Here is an 18,400-nt window from a genome sequence, read left to right as displayed (position 1 = left end):
TGTGCGTTATTTGGGGTTGATCCTGGCATTGTTAAGCTCACCATTGCTGGCCAACAGCGGCGATATGCCGCCGGAGCAGCAGATGGCCGTGCACTATATCCATGCCCTGACCACCCACGACTATGATGAGCTGGCGACTTTTTACAATCGCGACAGTGTCTTCAACGACAAAACCGCAGATCGCAAATACACGGGCGGCAGGCACATCATAGAGTTTCTGGAGCGGGCCCACCGCGGCGTGCTCGAGTATCAATTCAACATAGAGCACATGTTCAACTCTGGCTCTCTGGTGGTGATGATAGGCAACTATCACTACAAGGGTCCGGGAGAGCAATTCGGCAAACCGGGCAAAATCATAGACATCGCCATTCCCGGAGTGACCACGCTAAAGCTGGATACCCTTAATCACAGGGTTAAAGAACATATGGATCTGATGGACTATCAGACCATGGCGGACCAACTCTCGGCTCAATAATCCTTACCGGGAACCCGGCCTGTTTTTTACTGTCCAACCCCCTGAGTGCCAACAGCGAGATCAGGGTTCACTCTGATCCGAGAGGTAAAGATGAGTCGCTTATCCGTACTGGCTGCCCTGCCCCTGTGTTTCCCTTTGATGACTCAGGCCCAGGCAGCATTCAATGCCGAAGAAAAGTTTGAACCACCTCTGGTGGTTTCCTACGCTGCACAACCTGTAAACCGTTTCAATCAAAAGCTGTTGCAGGCGCAACATCAACAGGCTCCCTGGAGTCAAGATCCTGAAGGGATCAGCCGCCAATACTCAGGCTCGGCCTTTAAGTTCGTTCGCATCAGTCACTCTCACGGCAAGACCCTGACCTACAATGTCAGCACCCAGGAAGGGCATCCTCAGATGCTGCTTATTCTGGCGCTCGATAACAATGCCGGCGACTGGTCAGTGGAAAAAGCCGTGCTCAGTTGGCGCTGCCAGAACAAGGTCTACTTTGGTACCGACAACTGCAGCCCGCCTCACAAACACTGAGCCTGATACAGGCAAGAAAAAACCCGGCAGTGCCGGGTTTGATATTTTAATGGCTAAAACAAGCGCTTAGATTGAAGTACTAAATTGAAGTACTTTGGGCTCAGGCCAGTGTTACCTTGGCAAACTTACGCTTGCCGACCTGGAATACCGCGCATGTGCCGGCGTTCAGTACCAGCTTGCTGTCTTCAAGCTTGTCACCATCCATCTTCACCGCACCTTGTTTGATCATTCGCATGGCATCGGAGGTTGAACCAACCAGACCCGCCTCTTTCAGCAGATTGGCAATCGCCAGTCCTTCACCGGCTTCCAGAGTCAGCTCGGGAATATCGTCCGGCATGGCACCCTTTTGGAAACGATTGATAAAGGCTTGATGGGCAGCCTCGGCTGCTTCTTCACTGTGGAAGCGACCGATAATCTCTTTCGCCAGGGCTATCTTGATATCCCTGGGGTTGGCACCGGCTTCGACATCGGCCTTGAACTGCTCGATTTCAGTCAGTGCACGGAAAGACAGCAGTTCCAAATAACGCCACATCAACTCATCTGAGATGGACATTATCTTACCGAACATCTCATCCGGAGCTTCGCTGACACCTATATAGTTTCCGGCAGACTTGGACATCTTCTTCACGCCGTCCAGCCCTTCCAGCAGTGGCATCATGATCACCGCCTGTGGCTTCATGCCCTCAGCTTTCTGCAACTCACGGCCCATCAGCAGGTTGAACTTCTGATCTGTACCGCCCAGTTCGACATCGGCATTCAGCGCCACTGAGTCATATCCCTGCAGCAATGGGTACATAAATTCGTGGATAGCAATCGATTGACCCGAGGCATAACGCTTCTTGAAGTCGTCGCGCTCCATCATGCGGGCCACTGTCTGACGGGAGGCCAGACGGATCATGCCGGCAGCGCCGAGATCTTCCAACCAGCTGGAGTTGAACTCAATCCGGGTCTTGGCAGGATCTAGAATCTTGAACACCTGTTCCTTATAGGTCTCGGCGTTGGCCAGCACCTGCTCACGGGTCAGTGGCGGGCGAGTGCTGTTCTTGCCACTCGGGTCGCCGACCATACCGGTAAAGTCACCGATGAGGAAGATAACCTCGTGTCCCAGGTCCTGGAACAGTCTGAGTTTGTTGAGAATTACGGTATGGCCAAGGTGAATGTCCGGCGCAGTCGGGTCAGCACCCAACTTGATTTTCAGTGGTCGACCTTCTTTCAGCTTTTCCAGCAGATCCGCTTCGAGCAAAATCTCGTCGGTACCACGTTTAATTTCCGCCATTATTTGTGCTAAATCAGCCATCTCGCCAACAACTCCCAAGGCTCTTCAAATTCAAAGAGACTTATGTTACTTGTTAGCCAGCCTAAATGAAAGTGTGTACACTAAGGCAATATGCCCAAGAATTAAGAAATTGGTATCGGGGTCGATGGCAAAGCTTATTACTCTCTTCAGACTGCTGCCCAGAAAGCATCAAATCCTGCTCAGTATTTTAACCACCATTACCTTGATAACCCTGTTGCTTCCCTCTGACGAAGCCGAGGCATCGAAAAACAGCGCCGGCCCGCAAACCCAGGTACGTTACCAAGTGCCACTGGCCTTTCGTACCCCCACCTCACCTACAGCCCAGCAAGTGGTTGAAAGCGGGCAACATCCGGATTCAGAAGCCGCCGCCGAGGCGCTGACAGAGAAACTCAATCAACAGGCAGAAGCCGCGCTTGAGGTTCCCGAACAAACCAGTCCGGCCATTGCCGAGCTGGAACACTTCGAGATTAAAAGCGGCGACACCCTGGCGGCACTCTTCAGCCGCGCCTCACTTACCGCCAGAGAAGTTCACGACATTACCCAACTGCCACTGGCAAAGAAAAACCTGCTGAAGATAATGCCAGGTGACGAAGTCGCCATAGGCAAAAACGCCGATGGCGAGCTGCAGGAGCTGAGATACCGCCTCGATGCCGTATCCACCCTGATAGTCCGCAAACAGGGCAAGAGTTATGAAGAAGAACTGGCGGTAAAAACCGTTGAGACCCGGGATAAATTCGCCCGCGCCAATATCAAGAGCAACTTCTGGAATGCCGGTGTCGAAGCCGGACTGACACCGGCGCAGATAATGCAACTGGCCACCATATTCGGCTGGGATGTCGACTTTGCCCTGGATATCCGCGAAGGTGACAGCTTTGCCCTCATGTATGAAGAAGAATATGCCGACGGCGAGTTTCTGCGTAACGGCAACATATTGGCCGCCGAATTTATCAACCAGGGCGAGCGTTACACTGCGGTAAGATACAAAGACGGTAACTACTACTCAGAGGAAGGCCGCAGCATGCGCAAGGCGTTTCTGCGCTCACCGGTTGACTTCAAGTATGTGAGTTCCAACTTCAACCCCCGCCGTCTGCATCCTGTTACCGGTCAGGTGAAGGCCCATCGCGGGGTAGATTATGTTGCCGCCATAGGCACTCCCATCAAAGCCGCCGGCAGCGGCCGGGTGGTCAAGGCCGGCTACAATCAATACAACGGTAACTATGTGTTTATCAAACACAACGAAACCTATACCACCAAATACCTGCACCTCAACAAGCGTAAGGTTAACCAGGGTGAAAGCGTCAAACAGGGACAGATCATAGGTACCCTAGGCCGTACAGGCCGGGTAACAGGCGCACATCTGCACTATGAGTTTATCGTCAACGGTGTACACAGAAATCCACGCACTGTGGTTCTCCCCAAGGCTGAAGCTATTGCCAAGAGCGAACGTGTCGCCTTCCAACAACTCAGTAGCCAATTGATGGCCACTCTGCTGCGCAACAAACAAGTTCAGGTTGCGATGCAATAACAGGGACAGCATAGATGAATTCTGGATACTTTATTGGGCTGATGTCCGGCACCAGCATGGACGGCGTTGACGCCGTGTTGGTGGACTTCAGCAATGGCCAACCCAAACTGCTTGGCCAACATACAGAGCCGTTACCCACCCATCTGTTCAAGGGCTTGCAACGTCTCTGCCAACCGGATACTGATGAAATCAATCGTTTGGGACGACTGGATCGCACAGTAGGTAAGGTGTTTGCCAGTGCGGTCAAGCAACTGCTCGCCAACACAGGGGTAAGTAAGGAACTGGTCTGTGCCATCGGCAGTCATGGTCAGACAGTGCGCCATATGCCCAATTTGGAAGTGGGTTTTACCTTGCAGATTGGCGACCCCAACACAATCGCCGCCGAAACCGGCATAGATGTTATCGCCGACTTTCGCCGCAAGGATATCGCCCTCGGCGGCCAAGGCGCGCCGCTGGTGCCGGCATTCCACCAGCAGATATTTTCAAGCCCTGGCACCAACCGCATCATCCTCAATATTGGCGGCATAGCCAACATCACTTTCCTGCCCGCCGATAACCGGGAGATCCTTGGCTTTGATACCGGCCCGGGAAACACCCTGATAGACGCCTGGAGCCAACAGATAAGACAACTGCCGTTCGATGAAGACGGTCAGTGGGCCGAAAGCGGCAACAGCTCGGCGGAGTTTCTGGCACAGCTGTTATCACACCCCTATTTCTCGCTGGATTACCCCAAGAGCACTGGCAGAGAGTTGTTCAACAACGCCTGGTTGGATCAACAACTGGCGCTGTACAGCCATCTGCCGGAAGAGGATATTCAATCAACACTCCTGGACCTCACCTGCCACAGCATTGCCAGGGACATAGCCAAGTTGAGCCCGGATGGCGAAATCTACGTCTGTGGCGGCGGTGCACTCAATGGCGCGTTGATGAAACGCCTCGGAGCCCAGTTGCCCAACCACAGCATAGCCACCACCTCTGTGCTGGGTATCGATCCCAAATGGGTGGAGGGCATAGCGTTTGCCTGGTTGGCGCTGCGCCACCATCAAGGGTTGCCGGCCAATCTGCCGGCGGTAACAGGTGCCAGCCGCGAAGCCGTACTCGGCGCCCGCTTCCCCGCAGCCTGACTCCTTTCGATACAAGGTGCTGTAACAACAGCACCTTGACGTTAAACATCAGCCTTGTTTACCCCAAACCAACCTGGGCAACAGCGAATTTTTCAGCCTGTTAACCTTAACCTTCGCATCCTCCAAGCAGCTGATTTTTCTGACACAAATTGGCGCTTCAGCTCACATTGAACTAGTGTTCATCTGGCTATACTGCGCAGGTATTCGGGAGCTATCCTGAATACCCGCGAATTTGTGGGAAACACATCACTGCACAGGATGCAACAATGAAGATGACACAAAAAATGCTCGCCGAATTTCTCGGCACCCTCTGGTTGGTTCTTGGCGGTTGCGGCAGCGCCGTATTGGCAGCCGCCTTTCCTGAGCTGGGGATCGGCTTTGTCGGGGTTGCCCTCGCCTTTGGTTTAACCGTGCTGACCATGGCATTTGCCATTGGCCACATTTCAGGTTGCCACCTCAACCCGGCAGTCTCTTTCGGACTCTGGGCCGGCGGCCGCTTTCCTGCTGCCGAGCTACTGCCTTATATCGTCTCCCAGGTGGCAGGGGCCATTGTCGGCGCCGCCATTCTCTATGTGATAGCCTCGGGTCAGGACGGATTCTCTCTGAGCGCCGGCTTTGCCTCCAACGGCTTTGGCGAGCACTCTCCCGGGGGTTACAGCCTGACGGCCGTGCTGGTTTGTGAACTGGTCATGACACTATTCTTTCTGCTGATCATTCTCGGTGCCACCGACAAGCGGGCTCCAGCTGGTTTTGCTCCCATCGCCATAGGCCTTGGGCTGACACTTATCCACCTTATCAGTATCCCTGTGTCCAACACCTCGGTGAATCCGGCCCGCAGCACAGGACCGGCACTGTTTGTCGGTGATTGGGCACTGAGTCAGCTATGGCTGTTTTGGGTTGCGCCTATTGCCGGTGCAATCATTGCGGGACTCATCTACCGCGCCTTTGAGAATCCATCCGAGTAAATGGTCTGGATAGTCAAAAAATCGATTGCGCCCTGCGGGGCGCTTTTTCTTGCCCGCAAGCGGTGTTAACATGCCGTCAATTTTTGGCCGGGCGCAGTGCCGCGGCCACCGAGATGAGATGTCACCATGAGCAAGAAACAAACCCAGGCCCAGTTCGCCGGTATGACTCCGGAAGGCCGCTACGACTTTCTGGTAGAGCAGGTCAAAGAGCATAAAGAGCTATGGGTACTACAGGACAATGACGGCTGCGTGATGCTGACCACGGATGATGAAGACTGTATTCCGGTTTGGCCCAGTGAAGAGACGGCGTCCCTGTGGGCCGTGGATGATTGGCAGGATTGTCGGCCGCTGTCCATCGGCCTGGCCGAGTGGCTGGAGCGCTGGGTGCCAGGTATGGAAGATGACGAACTCTATGTTGCCGTCTTCCCTATGCTGGAAGATCTCGGCGTGGTTATTCCACCACATGAGCTGGAGCAGCGACTGGCGCCCAAGACGCGTCACTGAGTCAATAGAGCACAAGGAGCGCCGTAAGATGAGCCAAGCCGCCACTGAAAGCTACGCCATTCCCAAACGCCTGCTACTGCTGATGCTGCTTTATATTGCCGCCTCGGTCAGTGGCCTGATTGCCGGTCAGGGTGTCGTCTTTTGTCTGCTGACGCTGATCATGGTGTTGGCGGTATTGGCGCGCCATCAGGCAGGCTTATGGGCACTGCGCTTCTATACCTTGGCGCAGCTCGCACTGGTGAGTTTCCTGCCCTATATTCTGGATCAGGGCGACAGTGTGGCCACAGGGCCCAATACCCTCAATATCGCCGGAATGGAACTCAAGGCTCCGGACTGGGCCATTTTCGGTTTTCTGATAGGCTTTTGCATGCTGCAGGTGTGGATAGCCTTTACTCCTAAGGTCAAAGCCTTCTTCAAGCGTAAGATGAACTTCAACCTGATGCAGTAACCGGCCTTGCGCTCACAAAAAAAGCCGTCCATTGGACGGCTTTTTGCTGCTTTCGCTCTCGGTTATACCGAGAAGCTGGCACCACAACCACAAGTCGTGGTGGCGTTGGGGTTTTTGACGAAGAAACGCGAGCCTTCAAGCCCTGAGGTGTAATCTACTTCACCGCCGACAAGATATTGCAGGCTCATGGGATCAACGACCAGCTGTACCCCTTGTTTTTCCACGGTGAAATCGCCTTCATTCACCTTTTCATCAAAGGTGAAGCCATACTGAAAACCTGAGCAGCCGCCGCCCGTGACATAGACCCGCAGCTTCAGCGCACTGTTCTGTTCTTCTTCCAGCAAGGCCTTGACCTTGGTTGCCGCCGCATCGGTAAACTGGATGGGCATAGCTGATTCAGCTTGTTCAGTCATTACTACCTCTTACATCTGTTTGCTGTGGCAGATTATCTGTTACCTGACTGTTTTGTTCAAGTATTATGCCGGGATCTTTTTCGCCCTCCAGCAACTCCGGCAGGCTGAAACTTTGTTCGGTTTCGGCGCCTTTGCTCCAACGGCTGGCAGGCACGACGACCTTGGCCTTCATCTGCTGTAACTCAAACCCTTCAGGCAGGGTAAATTCCGCTTCCAGTACCTGAAAGTACTTGAAGTTAAATGCCAACTTGGTGTCCACCAGTTTAGCTAAATTCAGTTCGACTTGCTTGCCCTCTTGCATGCCAATGAGAAGTATCTCACTTCTTCCCTTGAGTGCCTGTTTGCGCTTTTGCAACTGGGTCAGTATCAGCTTGAGGCGGTATTGCCCTGGGCCCGCCAACGGCATCAGTTCCAAACCATGGATAGCCACGCCTTCGGCGTTATGCTCCGGCGCCATGATGCTGCGGTAGAAGGCCAGCTCACGTTCCAGCTCCTTCTGTTTCTTATGCTGCTTGTTGAACAGCTGCTGCATCTCCTCATTGGCCTCCTTGGCCAGGCTCAGCTCCAGATTACGGCTTGCCAGCAGCTGTGCTTGTTCCTGCAGTTGTCCCTGCAAGCGTTTCTTTTTACCGTCATTTTGTTGCAGCTGGACCTCACCTGGCGGGATAAAAAAGTGATAGCTGAGCAGTCCGGTCAGAAAGGCCACCATGACCAAGAGCAACAAATACAGACTGGATGGACGAATATTTCGCTCCATCACTTGCAGGCGATCGAGCCAGCGATGATAATTTGCCATTAACTAACAGCCCCTTATATAAAAATTTCCATCTTAGGTACTAAGATTTCACATCAGGCTTCGGAAAGCAGCAGTGCAGGCAAGATTCAGAAAGTTCAAACTTGAGGCGCGAAAGTATCTGCGCCACCAGATGAGAGACAAGCTGTCCCAAACGAGGATCAGTATTCAACTGTGTCTGCTGGCCCTGTTGTTTGCGCTGATGGCCTCGGCTGTCATCATACTGTTTCGCCTGCTGCTGCAATGGGCCAATCATTTTACCCAAACACAGGAATGGGATTTTACGGGCTCAATCGGTGACTGGCGAGTCCTGTTACCACTTTTTGGGGCTTTTTTGATCTGGCTGGTGGCCAGGTTTGGCTCCAAACGCTACAAGCGGATGGGTATAGCCTATGTGCTGCACAGGGTGAAACTGCATTATGGCAAGATCCCGCTGCAGTCGGCACCGGGGCAGTTTTTTCAGGCGCTGTTTGCGCTGGCGAGTAACTTCTCGGTTGGTCGTGAAGGCCCGGCCATTCATCTGGGGGCGGTCACCGCCTCGGTATTGGCAGAAAAATTCAAGCTGCCAGACAACAGTGTGCGCATCATGTGTGCCAGTGGCATAGCCGCCGGGATAGCCGCCACCTTCAACGCGCCCCTGGCCGCCGTGGTGTTTGTCCTCGAAGTGGTGCTCAGGGAATACAAGGTACAGTACTTCTTCCCCATCATGCTGTCGGCCATCTGCGGCGCCGTATCCAGCCAGGTGGTGTTCGGTAATATCCACGAGTTTGATGCCATCAAAGTCAGCCATATTCCACTGGATCAATACCCGCTGCTGGCACTCGGCGGTATAGTGCTGGGGGTCGCCGCGGCCCTATTCAATCACAGCCTTATTCAGGTGACCGAGCGCGGCCAACACTGGCCCTTGATTGTCCGCCTGTTGCTGGCAGGTGTTATCACCACTTTGATAGGACTGGTGCTGCCTCAGGCTCTGGGCAGCGGTGAAATGGCTATAGGACTGGCGGTCAGCGACAACCCGGCCATCTGGTTTTTGCTGGCGGTTTTGCTGGCCAAGATTGTTGCTACCATTGCCGCCATCGGCCTTGGGATCCCTGGTGGGATCATAGGTCCACTCTACGGCATAGGCGCCTTGGGCGGCGCCATTCTGGCTCAGGCGACCGCGCTGCTGTTTCCCTCGGTGGCCCCCTATGCCGGGCTCTATACCGTCATCGGCATGACCGCCATGATGGGAGTTTGCCTCAGTGCACCGCTCGCCGCCCTGGTGGCGCTACTGGAGATGACCAACGATGCCTCCATCATACTGCCCGGAATGATAGTGGCCGTGCCCGCCTACCTCATCGCCTATCAGGGGCTGAATGCCAAATCCATATTCTTTCGTCAGTTGGACATCATGGGCCTGGGTTACAAGGTGGCCCCGGTTAACCTGGGATTGCAGAAACTCGGGGTACGCGCCCTGATGGACAGGCGCATAGTGATAGTCAACAACAATGATGAGCTGTTGCTGGAGGTGATGAAACGCGCCCAGGGCAGGCCCGTGCTTGTCAGAGATGCCGAAGGGCAGATTGCCATGCTGGATCTGCAGATGCCTTCGTTTGACACTGACACCAGCCTGACCCAGCACAGGATCCAGGGGCTACCCGACTCGGCCACCCTCAACGAGGTATACGAAATTCTGGCGCCGAAACGCGCCGGTGAAGTCTATATCTATCAGGATACACCTGAGAATATCGTCGGGGTGATCAGTTGGTCTAACCTGCAGCAGGAAATCCGTGCCGGAGAAGTGTAATTTCAGTCATGAGTCATTTTCATGGCCGTCACCTTCTGTTATAGTTGCGCCTCAGCCAAACCCTACATAACCCATGGGTCCAGACCTCAGTGTCAGTACCCAATTGCATTGGAAACCAAGGCTGATGAACCAGTTCCAGGGATCACATATCCTCTCCGTAAACCAGTTAGATCTGGACGCCATTCAAACCATTTTCACCGTAGCCCAAAAGATGACCCCATACGCACTGCGCGAAAAGCGTACCAAGGTGCTGGATGGTGCTATTCTCGGCAATCTGTTTTTTGAACCCAGCACCCGCACCCGGGTCAGCTTCGGCTGCGCCTTCAACCTGCTTGGCGGCCGGGTCGCTGAAACGGTCGGCATGGCTTCCTCGTCGCTGTCCAAGGGGGAGTCCCTCTACGATACTGCCAGGGTGTTGTCCAGCTACTCGGACGTGATAGCCATGCGCCACCCCGAGTCCTACTCGGTACGCGAATTTGCCGAAGGCAGCCGGGTGCCTGTGATTAACGGCGGCGATGGCGCCAACGAACATCCAACCCAGGCGCTGCTGGATCTGTTCACCATACAGAAAGAGCTGCATAGCAAAGGCTTAGGCATAGACGGCATGCATATCGCCATGGTGGGCGATCTCAAATACGGCCGCACTGTGCACTCGCTGTCGCGTCTTCTGTGCATGTACAAGAACATCAGCTTCACCCTAATCTCCCCTGCCGAGCTGGCAATGCCTGACTATGTGATCGCCGACATTGAAAATGCCGGGCATAAGATCACAATAACAGACCAACTGGAAGGCAATTTAGATCAGGCTGATATACTCTATCTGACGCGCATTCAGGAAGAGCGCTTCCCCTCGCAGGAGGAAGCCGATAAGTATCGTGGCAAGTTCCGTTTGAACAGCGCCATATACACCAAAAATTGTAAGTCCAATACAGTGATCATGCATCCATTGCCTCGGGACTCCAGGCTGCAGGCCAATGAGCTGGACAATGATCTTAACAACCATCCCAACCTGGCTATCTTCCGTCAGGCCGACAATGGCTTGTTGATCCGCATGGCACTGTTTGCCCTGACACTCGGGGTGGACAATCAGTTGGAAAAATACGAGTGTCCGGTTAACTGGTATTCACGCAAGGCCGATCGCTAGAGAGCGGCCACTGACTTTAAGGATTAAACATGACCCGTTCTGAAGACCTGTTTGAACAGGCCAAGAAAACCATCCCCGGCGGTGTGAACTCGCCAGTACGTGCCTTCAACGGTGTAGGCGGCTCTCCCCGCTTCATCGAAAAGGCCGACGGTGCCTATATCTATGATGCCGACGGCAAAGCCTATATCGACTATGTCGGTTCCTGGGGGCCTATGATCCTGGGTCACAACCATCCCAAGATCCGCGAAGCGGTTCTCAAGGCGGTGGAGAACGGTCTGTCTTTCGGTGCACCTACCGAGCTGGAAGTGCAGATGGCAGAAAAAGTCATTGAGATGGTGCCTTCCATAGAACAGGTACGCATGGTGAGCTCTGGTACAGAAGCCACCATGAGCGCCATACGCCTGGCTCGGGGTTACACCAACAGAGACAAGATCCTCAAGTTCGAAGGCTGCTACCACGGCCATGCCGACTGTCTGCTGGTTAAGGCCGGTTCCGGCGCCCTGACTCTGGGTCAGCCCAGCTCCCCAGGGATCCCTGCTGACTTCGCCAAGCACACCCTGACCGCTGTCTATAACGATCTGGACTCAGTCAAAGAGCTGTTCAGCCAGCATCCGCAGGATATCGCCTGTATCATACTCGAGCCGGTTGCCGGCAACATGAACTGTATCCCGCCGGTTGCAGGTTTCCTCGAAGGACTGCGTGAGCTTTGCGATCAGTTCGGCGCCCTGCTGATCATCGACGAAGTGATGACAGGCTTCCGCGTCTCCAAGAGCGGTGCCCAAGGTCACTATGGCGTGACACCGGATCTGACCACTCTGGGTAAGGTTATCGGCGGCGGTATGCCGGTTGGTGCCTTCGGTGGCAAGAAAGAAGTCATGCAGTATATTGCCCCGACCGGCCCTGTGTACCAGGCCGGCACACTTTCGGGTAACCCTATCGCCATGACCGCAGGTCTGGCTCAACTGGAAGCCCTGTCAGAGCCTGGCCTCTATGAGGAACTGGCAGCCAAGACCAAGCGTATCGCCGAAGGCTTCAAGGCCGCGGCCGACAAGCATGGTATCCCCATGGCCATCAACTATGTTGGCGGCATGTTTGGTTTCTTCTTTACCGATGAAGAGAAGATCACCGGCTTTGAGCAGGTCACCAAGTGCAACATGGAGCAGTTCCGCGCCTTCTATCACGGCATGCTGGACGAAGGTATCTACCTGGCACCGAGCGCCTTTGAAGCAGGCTTCCTGTCCATGGCTCACGGCGAGCAAGAGCTGCAGGCGACTCTGGATGCAGCCGATCGTGTTCTGGCACGCATGAAGTAATCCGCAGATGGATTGAAAACGGGGCCTATACGGCCCCGTTTTTTATGCCCACTCCCGCCGGGTAGATTTCTCTGGCGTCCAGCTCGAATTCTGGTTGCTCAATTCCCCTTCCACAAATTTTCCATCCAGCGCCATACTCACAAGCCAATTCAGGCTGCACCATGGCTGTCACGCCAACTTGCCACCGGCTCGCTAGTCGACTGTCGCCTTTCGCTGCCAAACAGGCCCAATCAGTACAAAACACCAAGATATAAAAAACAAACAGACCAAATCACTGGCTTAGCCCGAAAGTCGACGGACACTTATCACAAAGTCTAAGAAAATGTGTTCCAGTTAACAGTTGCGTTATCCATGTCAGTGTGGTCTGATCCGCACGCGTTATCACAGCTCGATTAATTGAACCTTGATAGCCGACACAAAAACTGCCCACTTCCCCCAGGGCAGACGAACATAAAATCAGCAGTTGGAATTGCATTTATGCTCTATACCTTTCTTATCATACTGGCGGTGTTGGCACTGCTGAGTATCATTTTTGAAGAGGTGACTCACCTCAACAAAGCCAAAACGACTCTGTTTTTCGGTTGTATCTCCTGGATAGCTCTGTTCATGTCTGCCGGCGACCCAGGCCATGAAAAGCTGGTAGAGCATCAACTCAATGAAAACCTGCTGGAAATCGCGACGCTCTGGCTGTTTTTGATGTCGACCATGACCTTTGTGGCCTATCTCAACGCCAAGGGCATGATCCAGATAATAGTGCAGAAGCTGTTTCCGCAGCGGGTCAGCACCCGGATGCTGATGCTGCAGGTTGCGCTGTTTTCTCTGGTATTGTCGGCCATCTGTGACAACGTCACCGCCACCTTGGTCTCTCTTGGGCTGCTGACCACCTTCAAGCTCGACAAACAGATGCGTCGCCGGATGGCGGTATTGATTATCTTTGCCGTCAACTCAGGGGGAGTTTCTCTGATAACGGGTGACGTCACTACCCTGATGATCTTCCTCGGCGGCCATGTGCATATGTCAGAACTGCTGATGTTGGTGCTGCCGGCGGCATTCAGCGTGATGTTGCTGGCAATACTCTTCTCCCTCAATGCCAAGGGCGAGGTGTCCACCGCACCTATTCGTCAAAGTTACGAGACAGTGGATGTGCTTATCGCCATCATCTTCTTCACCACCATATTGATGACCATGGCACTGAACATTCTGTTTGCCATTCCCCCCGTGCTGACCTTCCTCACCGGGTTGTCAATCATGTTCCTGGTGGGCCACACAGCCCGCAACGACAAAGAAGAACTGCAGATCCTCGAGTATATCCGCCAAGTGGAATACGACACCCTGCTGTTCTTCCTCGGGATCCTCTTGTTGGTGGGTATGCTCAAAGAGATAGGCACGCTGGATCTTCTGGCCCAGGTCTACGCCCGTCACGACCCCAACATTTCCAACTTTGTCACTGGTATGGGATCGGCCATATTGGATAACGTGCCACTGACCGCGGCGCTTTTGAAAGCCGCACCTGAACTGACCACGCCTGAGTGGCTGGGCCTGACCTACGCAGTAGGTGTGGGTGGCTCTCTGCTGGTGATAGGTTCGGCGGCCGGGATCATCGCCATGAGCAAGGTCAAAGAGCTGACCTTTGTCTCTTACCTCAAGTATGTTCCGGCGCTGTTGCTGTGCTACTCTGTAGGCTACGCCCTGACACTGCTGCTGGGGAACTACTTCTACGGAGCTTAAACTCTAAGATAAAAAAGCGCCTTAATGGCGCTTTTTTATGCTTGGTTCCAGCCGTTTTGGGTCGACTTAGATGGCCGGCACCCGGAACTTCTGCCCTTGAATTTCCAGCACCACATCCCTTGGACGTATCTCAACGATCTTCAGTTGACCCTTGATGCTGTCACCCTCCTGCAGTTCGGCACCCTCCACATTCAGCCAACGCTTGGAAGGCTCTGAGGCGTATACGTGAGCACTGATCTCAAACTCAGGAACCTGCAATTGCAGCCCGGCCGGCAAGCCGCCGTAAGGAGGCACCTCTTCCTCAGCCTTGGGAATGGGATCCAATTCGGGAGGCGATACGGGTTTTTCCGCCGAGTGCCGGTGCTCCACATCGGCAAGCGCCGCCTGAAACTGAGCCACCAACTCATCCTGGCGGCGGCTCTCGGCACTGGATAGCCCCACATCCTCAGCCGCTTCATTAACCTGGCGCTTGAGAGACTCTAGCACCTCAAGCCCACGGCGATTGGGGTTGGCTCCCAGGATAATCGGCTCATCGTCAGCCGCCGGCATCTCCTGCGGCTGATTTACAGTTGCTGAGCCATCAGCCTGGAGTTGCGCAAACTGCAGCTCTTTAGCCGCTTCGGCCACACTGGCGGCCAATAAATCACTGCCAGTCGACTGTGCATTAACCGCAGCCGGACTCTGACGGGCTGCAATTTCAGCTTCGCCGCTTTGGTTTATTGAGCTCTGGCTTATTGAGCCCTGGTTTACTGAACTTTGGTTTATGGTCGCCCTATTCTCAGCCTGAGCATTTTGAGGCAGCGTATTTTGCGACTGGATTGTCCGAGATTGAACAGCCTGAGTATGAGGTATCGGCTGGGCCATAGGCAAGGCAACCTTACCGGCCAAACGTACTTCCGTTGCACCTTGTTCAGCCACCTCAGCGGCTTGAGTCGGTTGCTTATATCCTTGAGACTCATCTTGTTGCCTGGCTTGCTGCTGCGAGGCTTTCGCCCCAACTGAAGATGTCTCGGGAGCCAGCGGCTTTTTATTGGTATCAAGCGAGTGCCAGCCCCAAGCCAAGGCGCCACCTGCCAGCACGGCCGCCACCAATACCGCCAGCGGCTTGAGATAGCGACTTGCCGAAGATTGTCGGCGATATTGCGCCCTGGGAGTCAACACAGGATCCAGTTGTTCACCCATCTCCTGTTGCTTGGCCCGGGTCACGGCATCGAGAAGGATAGACATCAGCTCGCTCCTCCTGCGTGCAATCTGGGGCCTTGATGACTCAAGTACAGATTGAGCTGAACCAGAGTTTGGCTACCGGCAATGCCGTCCGGTTTCAAGCCGTGGCGCCGCTGAAACTGTTGCAGTGACTGCTCCAGCTCGCTGTCGAAATAACTCATCAGCCTGGCCGGGCGTTCATCCACCTGCGCCAGGGTATTTTCCAGCCACTGCACCTGGGCCAAACCGGCACTTGGGCCTATCGCCTTGAGCGGATCCTTGGGGGCATCCCAGATAATTTCAAAAGTACCGCTGAAATGACGGTTGAACCAATCGACGCTGACCCAGAGTTGTTGTTCATTGAGTTGCAGCAACAACTGCTCACCATCTTTGGTCACCAGAGTGCCATAGAAAGGCTGCTGTTGTTCATCCTCCAGATAGACCACAGCCGGATAGTTGAGCCGCAGTAAGGAGTTGAGATTGCCCTGCTGCTGATAGCAGGCAAGCCCCTGCTGTTCGGCGGCCTGACAGGCACTGATGCCTGAATATGGCACCTTGTCCCAAAGGGCAAACAGGGCCGCAAAGGCGGTATCTATATTACGGCTCTGATCTATGGCCTGCGTCAAGATCCGCTGCGCCCGGTTGACTGCAGCCTTGTCTGCGCCAGCTTGATTGACAGAAAGATGGTTAACAGCAGCTTGATTGCCTGCAACCTGAGTCTGTTTGGCATCTGTCACTGATTGAAGTTGGCGTCCGGACTGATCTTGGGCGACAGCCTGTTCCGGCTGAGCCAGGAAATAGTAACCACCGGCAAATGCCAGAAGCAGCATGGCGGCGGCAGAAGCCGGCAACCAATAATTACGCTGTTTGATTTTCTCTCCCAGCACCTCTTCGGCGGCAGTGGCCACCATTTTGGCATCGATAGGGGTTCGAGACTGACCATAACCCGCCATCAAGGCCCGCTCACACAAGAGGTTGATAAGCCTTGGAATACCACCACTGAATTTATGCAGCGCCCGAATGGCGCCGCGGTTGAACAAGGGCTCGCTGCGCCCGGCCACCTGCAACCTGTGCTGCACATAGAAGCCCACCTCCTCTTCGGTGAGCGGCAACAGATGGTAACGGGCAGTGATTCGCTGCGCCAACTGCCGCAGTTCCTGGCGCTTGAGCAGTTGCTGCAGCTCGGGCTGACCTATGAGGATCACCTGCAGCAGTTTACGGGTATCTGTCTCCAGGTTGGTAAGCAGGCGCAGTTGCTCAAGCACTTCGGCCCGCAGATGCTGGGCCTCATCGATGATCAGCACAGTGTTGCGCCCGGACTGGTGGTTAGCCAACAGAAAACCACTGATATGATCGGTCAGCTGTTTGAGGGTGGGCGCCTCACCATAGGGAATTTTCAACTCATCACAGAGGGTAGCCAGCAGTTCAAGCTCGGTCAGAGATGGATTGAGGATAAAGGCAGTATCGGTATTTTCCGGCAGTTGCCGCAGCAGGCAGCGGGAAACCGTGGTTTTCCCGGTACCGACTTCACCTGTCAGCAGCACAAAGCCCCCCGTCTCCCCCAGGCCATAGGTCAAATGCGCCAACGCCTCCCTGTGCCTGTCACTGAGAAACAGATAACTGGGATTGGGCGCGATAGAAAACGGGTTATCGTTCAGTCCATAAAAGGCCTTGTACATAGGCACTGCCATCCTTCTTTGCTAGAGACAGCCCAGTTTAAGGCAAGGCCATAAATTGTAAAACCCCGGCCGCCATTTATGTGATGCACGGGAAAGTCCCCCACGGCCGGGTCTCATGTTATCCTGAGGCCATTACCAAAGCAGTCGATTATAAGGAATCCACAAGCGTGCAGATTTATCTGGTTGGTGGGGCAGTGCGTGACAAACTATTGGGCTTACCCGTCAAGGACAGGGATCATCTGGTGGTAGGCGCAACCCCGGAGCAGATGGCCTCACTGGGATACCGGCAGGTGGGCAAGGATTTTCCCGTGTTTCTGCACCCCAAAACCCAGGAGGAGTACGCCCTGGCCAGAACCGAGCGCAAGACAGGCCTGGGTTACGGCGGTTTCTCCTGCTATGCAGCGCCCGATGTCACCCTGGAAGAGGATCTGCTGCGGCGGGACTTGACCATTAACGCCATAGCCCAAGGTGAGGATGGCGAGCTGCACGACCCCTACAACGGCCAAAAGGATATCGAGGCCCGGGTGCTGAGGCATGTCTCCCCCGCTTTCGTTGAAGACCCGCTGCGGGTACTCAGGGTGGCCCGTTTTGCCGCCCGCTTTGCCCCTCAGGGCTTCAGTATAGCGCCGGAAACCCTGGCTCTGATGCAGGAAATTGCCGCCGGCCCTGAGCTTGGCGCACTGACGCCTGAGCGGGTATGGCAGGAGCTGGATAAGGTGCTCGGCTGCGAGCAGCCCCAGGTGTTTTTTGAAGTACTGCGCCAGGTTAACGCCTTACAAGCACTGATGCCGGAAATCGATGCCCTGTTTGGTGTGCCGCAACCAGCCAAGTGGCATCCGGAAATTGATACCGGCCTTCACACCTTGATGGTACTGGAGCAAGCCGCACGATTGACCCGCGACAAAGCCGTGCGCTTTGCCGCGCTGGTGCACGATCTCGGTAAGGCACTGACCCCGGCCGACATGCTGCCCAAGCACCATGGCCACGGCCAGAAGGGACTTGAACCTATTCGAAACCTGTGCGAGCGGCTGCGAGTGCCTTCCGAGTATCGGGATCTGGCGTTGCTGGTCAGCGATCAGCATCAAAATATTCATAATCTGGCGGAGCTCAAGCCGGAAACCATAGTGAAAATCTTCGACAAAGCCGATTTCTGGCGCAAGCCCGAGCGTCTGGAGCAACTGGCGCTGGCCTGCGAGGCCGATGCCAGAGGCCGCAGCGGGCTTGAACAAGCCCGCTACCCGCAGGCGCAAGCATTGAGGCAGTTATTTGCTGTCGCCTCAGCCATAGATGTCAAACCCATAGTGGCAGCGGGACACAAGGGGCCAGCCATCAGAGACGAGCTCAGTCGGCAGCGGATTGCCGCCGTACGTCAAGAAAAGCAACTGTTACTGAATTCCGCCGTTTCCTGATAGAAAGGCAAGATATTGACGGCAATATTTTCAGTTATGTTAAGAAAATGGCGAAAGAAACTGGCTATCTTC

The 18,400-nt window shown here is 54.6% G+C and carries 17 protein-coding genes; 12 read left to right on the top strand and 5 right to left on the bottom strand.

Going from position 1 to position 18,400, the window contains the following annotated elements:
- Window position 1 precedes the first annotated feature (1 nt).
- Both N512_RS0106280 and N512_RS0106275 read left to right on the top strand, forming a co-directional pair.
- Complete coding sequence (locus N512_RS0106280) at window positions 2-475, top strand: nuclear transport factor 2 family protein (RefSeq protein ID WP_028779770.1); 474 nt, start codon at window positions 2-4, stop codon at window positions 473-475.
- A gap of 90 nt (window positions 476-565) precedes the next feature.
- Window positions 566-997, top strand: a complete 432-nt coding sequence (locus N512_RS0106275) for a hypothetical protein (RefSeq protein WP_025010532.1) — start codon at window positions 566-568, stop codon at window positions 995-997.
- 100 nt (window positions 998-1,097) lie between these two features.
- Here the strand turns inward: N512_RS0106275 and tyrS are convergent, their stop codons facing one another.
- The gene (tyrS, locus tag N512_RS0106270; protein WP_028779769.1) at window positions 1,098-2,294 is read right to left on the bottom strand and encodes a tyrosine--tRNA ligase; all 1,197 of its coding nucleotides are present in this window, start codon (window positions 2,292-2,294) and stop codon (window positions 1,098-1,100) included.
- Window positions 2,295-2,418: 124 nt separating this feature from the next.
- On the opposite strand from tyrS, the gene N512_RS0106265 reads away from it, so the two are divergent.
- The 5 genes from N512_RS0106265 (at window position 2,419) to N512_RS0106245 (ending at window position 6,860) form a co-directional block, all read left to right on the top strand.
- Window positions 2,419-3,819 (top strand): peptidoglycan DD-metalloendopeptidase family protein, encoded by a 1,401-nt coding sequence (locus tag N512_RS0106265; RefSeq protein WP_028779768.1) that lies wholly within the window; start codon window positions 2,419-2,421, stop codon window positions 3,817-3,819.
- 14 nt (window positions 3,820-3,833) lie between these two features.
- Window positions 3,834-4,943, top strand: coding sequence for an anhydro-N-acetylmuramic acid kinase (locus N512_RS0106260; protein WP_028779767.1), 1,110 nt, complete (start codon window positions 3,834-3,836; stop codon window positions 4,941-4,943).
- A 266-nt stretch (window positions 4,944-5,209) separates the two neighbouring features.
- Complete coding sequence (gene aqpZ / locus N512_RS0106255) at window positions 5,210-5,908, top strand: aquaporin Z (RefSeq protein WP_028779766.1); 699 nt, start codon at window positions 5,210-5,212, stop codon at window positions 5,906-5,908.
- A 126-nt stretch (window positions 5,909-6,034) separates the two neighbouring features.
- The gene (locus N512_RS0106250; RefSeq protein ID WP_025010527.1) at window positions 6,035-6,412 is read left to right on the top strand and encodes a DUF2750 domain-containing protein; all 378 of its coding nucleotides are present in this window, start codon (window positions 6,035-6,037) and stop codon (window positions 6,410-6,412) included.
- 28 nt (window positions 6,413-6,440) lie between these two features.
- Window positions 6,441-6,860 (top strand): hypothetical protein, encoded by a 420-nt coding sequence (locus tag N512_RS0106245; RefSeq protein WP_028779765.1) that lies wholly within the window; start codon window positions 6,441-6,443, stop codon window positions 6,858-6,860.
- Between the two features lie 62 nt (window positions 6,861-6,922).
- Here the strand turns inward: N512_RS0106245 and erpA are convergent, their stop codons facing one another.
- Both erpA and N512_RS0106235 read right to left on the bottom strand, forming a co-directional pair.
- The gene (gene erpA, locus N512_RS0106240; RefSeq protein ID WP_025010525.1) at window positions 6,923-7,273 is read right to left on the bottom strand and encodes an iron-sulfur cluster insertion protein ErpA; all 351 of its coding nucleotides are present in this window, start codon (window positions 7,271-7,273) and stop codon (window positions 6,923-6,925) included.
- Window positions 7,266-8,069 carry a DUF6776 family protein gene (locus tag N512_RS0106235; protein ID WP_025010524.1) on the bottom strand — a complete coding sequence of 268 codons (804 nt, stop codon included), beginning with the start codon at window positions 8,067-8,069 and terminating at the stop codon, window positions 7,266-7,268. Before N512_RS0106235 ends, erpA begins: the two co-directional genes overlap by 8 nt.
- A 130-nt stretch (window positions 8,070-8,199) precedes the next feature.
- Here N512_RS0106235 and N512_RS0106230 point away from each other — a divergent pair, with 130 nt between their 5' ends.
- The 4 genes from N512_RS0106230 to nhaD all read left to right on the top strand — a co-directional run bounded on the left by N512_RS0106230 (window position 8,200) and on the right by nhaD (window position 14,037).
- Window positions 8,200-9,852, top strand: coding sequence for a chloride channel protein (locus N512_RS0106230; RefSeq protein ID WP_081737102.1), 1,653 nt, complete (start codon window positions 8,200-8,202; stop codon window positions 9,850-9,852).
- Between the two features lie 124 nt (window positions 9,853-9,976).
- Window positions 9,977-10,996 (top strand): aspartate carbamoyltransferase, encoded by a 1,020-nt coding sequence (locus N512_RS0106225; protein ID WP_025010522.1) that lies wholly within the window; start codon window positions 9,977-9,979, stop codon window positions 10,994-10,996.
- 29 nt (window positions 10,997-11,025) lie between these two features.
- Window positions 11,026-12,309, top strand: a complete 1,284-nt coding sequence (gene hemL / locus N512_RS0106220) for a glutamate-1-semialdehyde 2,1-aminomutase (RefSeq protein ID WP_028779763.1) — start codon at window positions 11,026-11,028, stop codon at window positions 12,307-12,309.
- A 477-nt stretch (window positions 12,310-12,786) separates the two neighbouring features.
- The gene (gene nhaD / locus N512_RS0106215; RefSeq protein WP_028779762.1) at window positions 12,787-14,037 is read left to right on the top strand and encodes a sodium:proton antiporter NhaD; all 1,251 of its coding nucleotides are present in this window, start codon (window positions 12,787-12,789) and stop codon (window positions 14,035-14,037) included.
- A 66-nt stretch (window positions 14,038-14,103) separates the two neighbouring features.
- On the opposite strand, the gene N512_RS0106210 is transcribed toward nhaD, so the two are convergent.
- Both N512_RS0106210 and N512_RS0106205 read right to left on the bottom strand, forming a co-directional pair.
- Window positions 14,104-15,264, bottom strand: a complete 1,161-nt coding sequence (locus N512_RS0106210) for a general secretion pathway protein GspB (protein WP_028779761.1) — start codon at window positions 15,262-15,264, stop codon at window positions 14,104-14,106.
- Entirely contained in the window at window positions 15,264-16,919 is a 1,656-nt protein-coding gene (locus N512_RS0106205) for an ExeA family protein (RefSeq protein WP_028779760.1), read from the bottom strand. The genes N512_RS0106210 and N512_RS0106205 overlap by 1 nt, the downstream gene beginning before the upstream one ends.
- Window positions 16,920-17,086: 167 nt before the next feature.
- On the opposite strand from N512_RS0106205, the gene N512_RS0106200 reads away from it, so the two are divergent.
- Window positions 17,087-18,328 (top strand): multifunctional CCA addition/repair protein, encoded by a 1,242-nt coding sequence (locus N512_RS0106200; RefSeq protein ID WP_028779759.1) that lies wholly within the window; start codon window positions 17,087-17,089, stop codon window positions 18,326-18,328.
- Window positions 18,329-18,400 lie beyond the last annotated feature (72 nt).

Source organism: Shewanella sp. 38A_GOM-205m (assembly GCF_000518445.1).
GTDB lineage: Bacteria > Pseudomonadota > Gammaproteobacteria > Enterobacterales > Shewanellaceae > Shewanella > Shewanella algae.
This window is presented reverse-complemented; position numbering and strand designations above follow the sequence as displayed.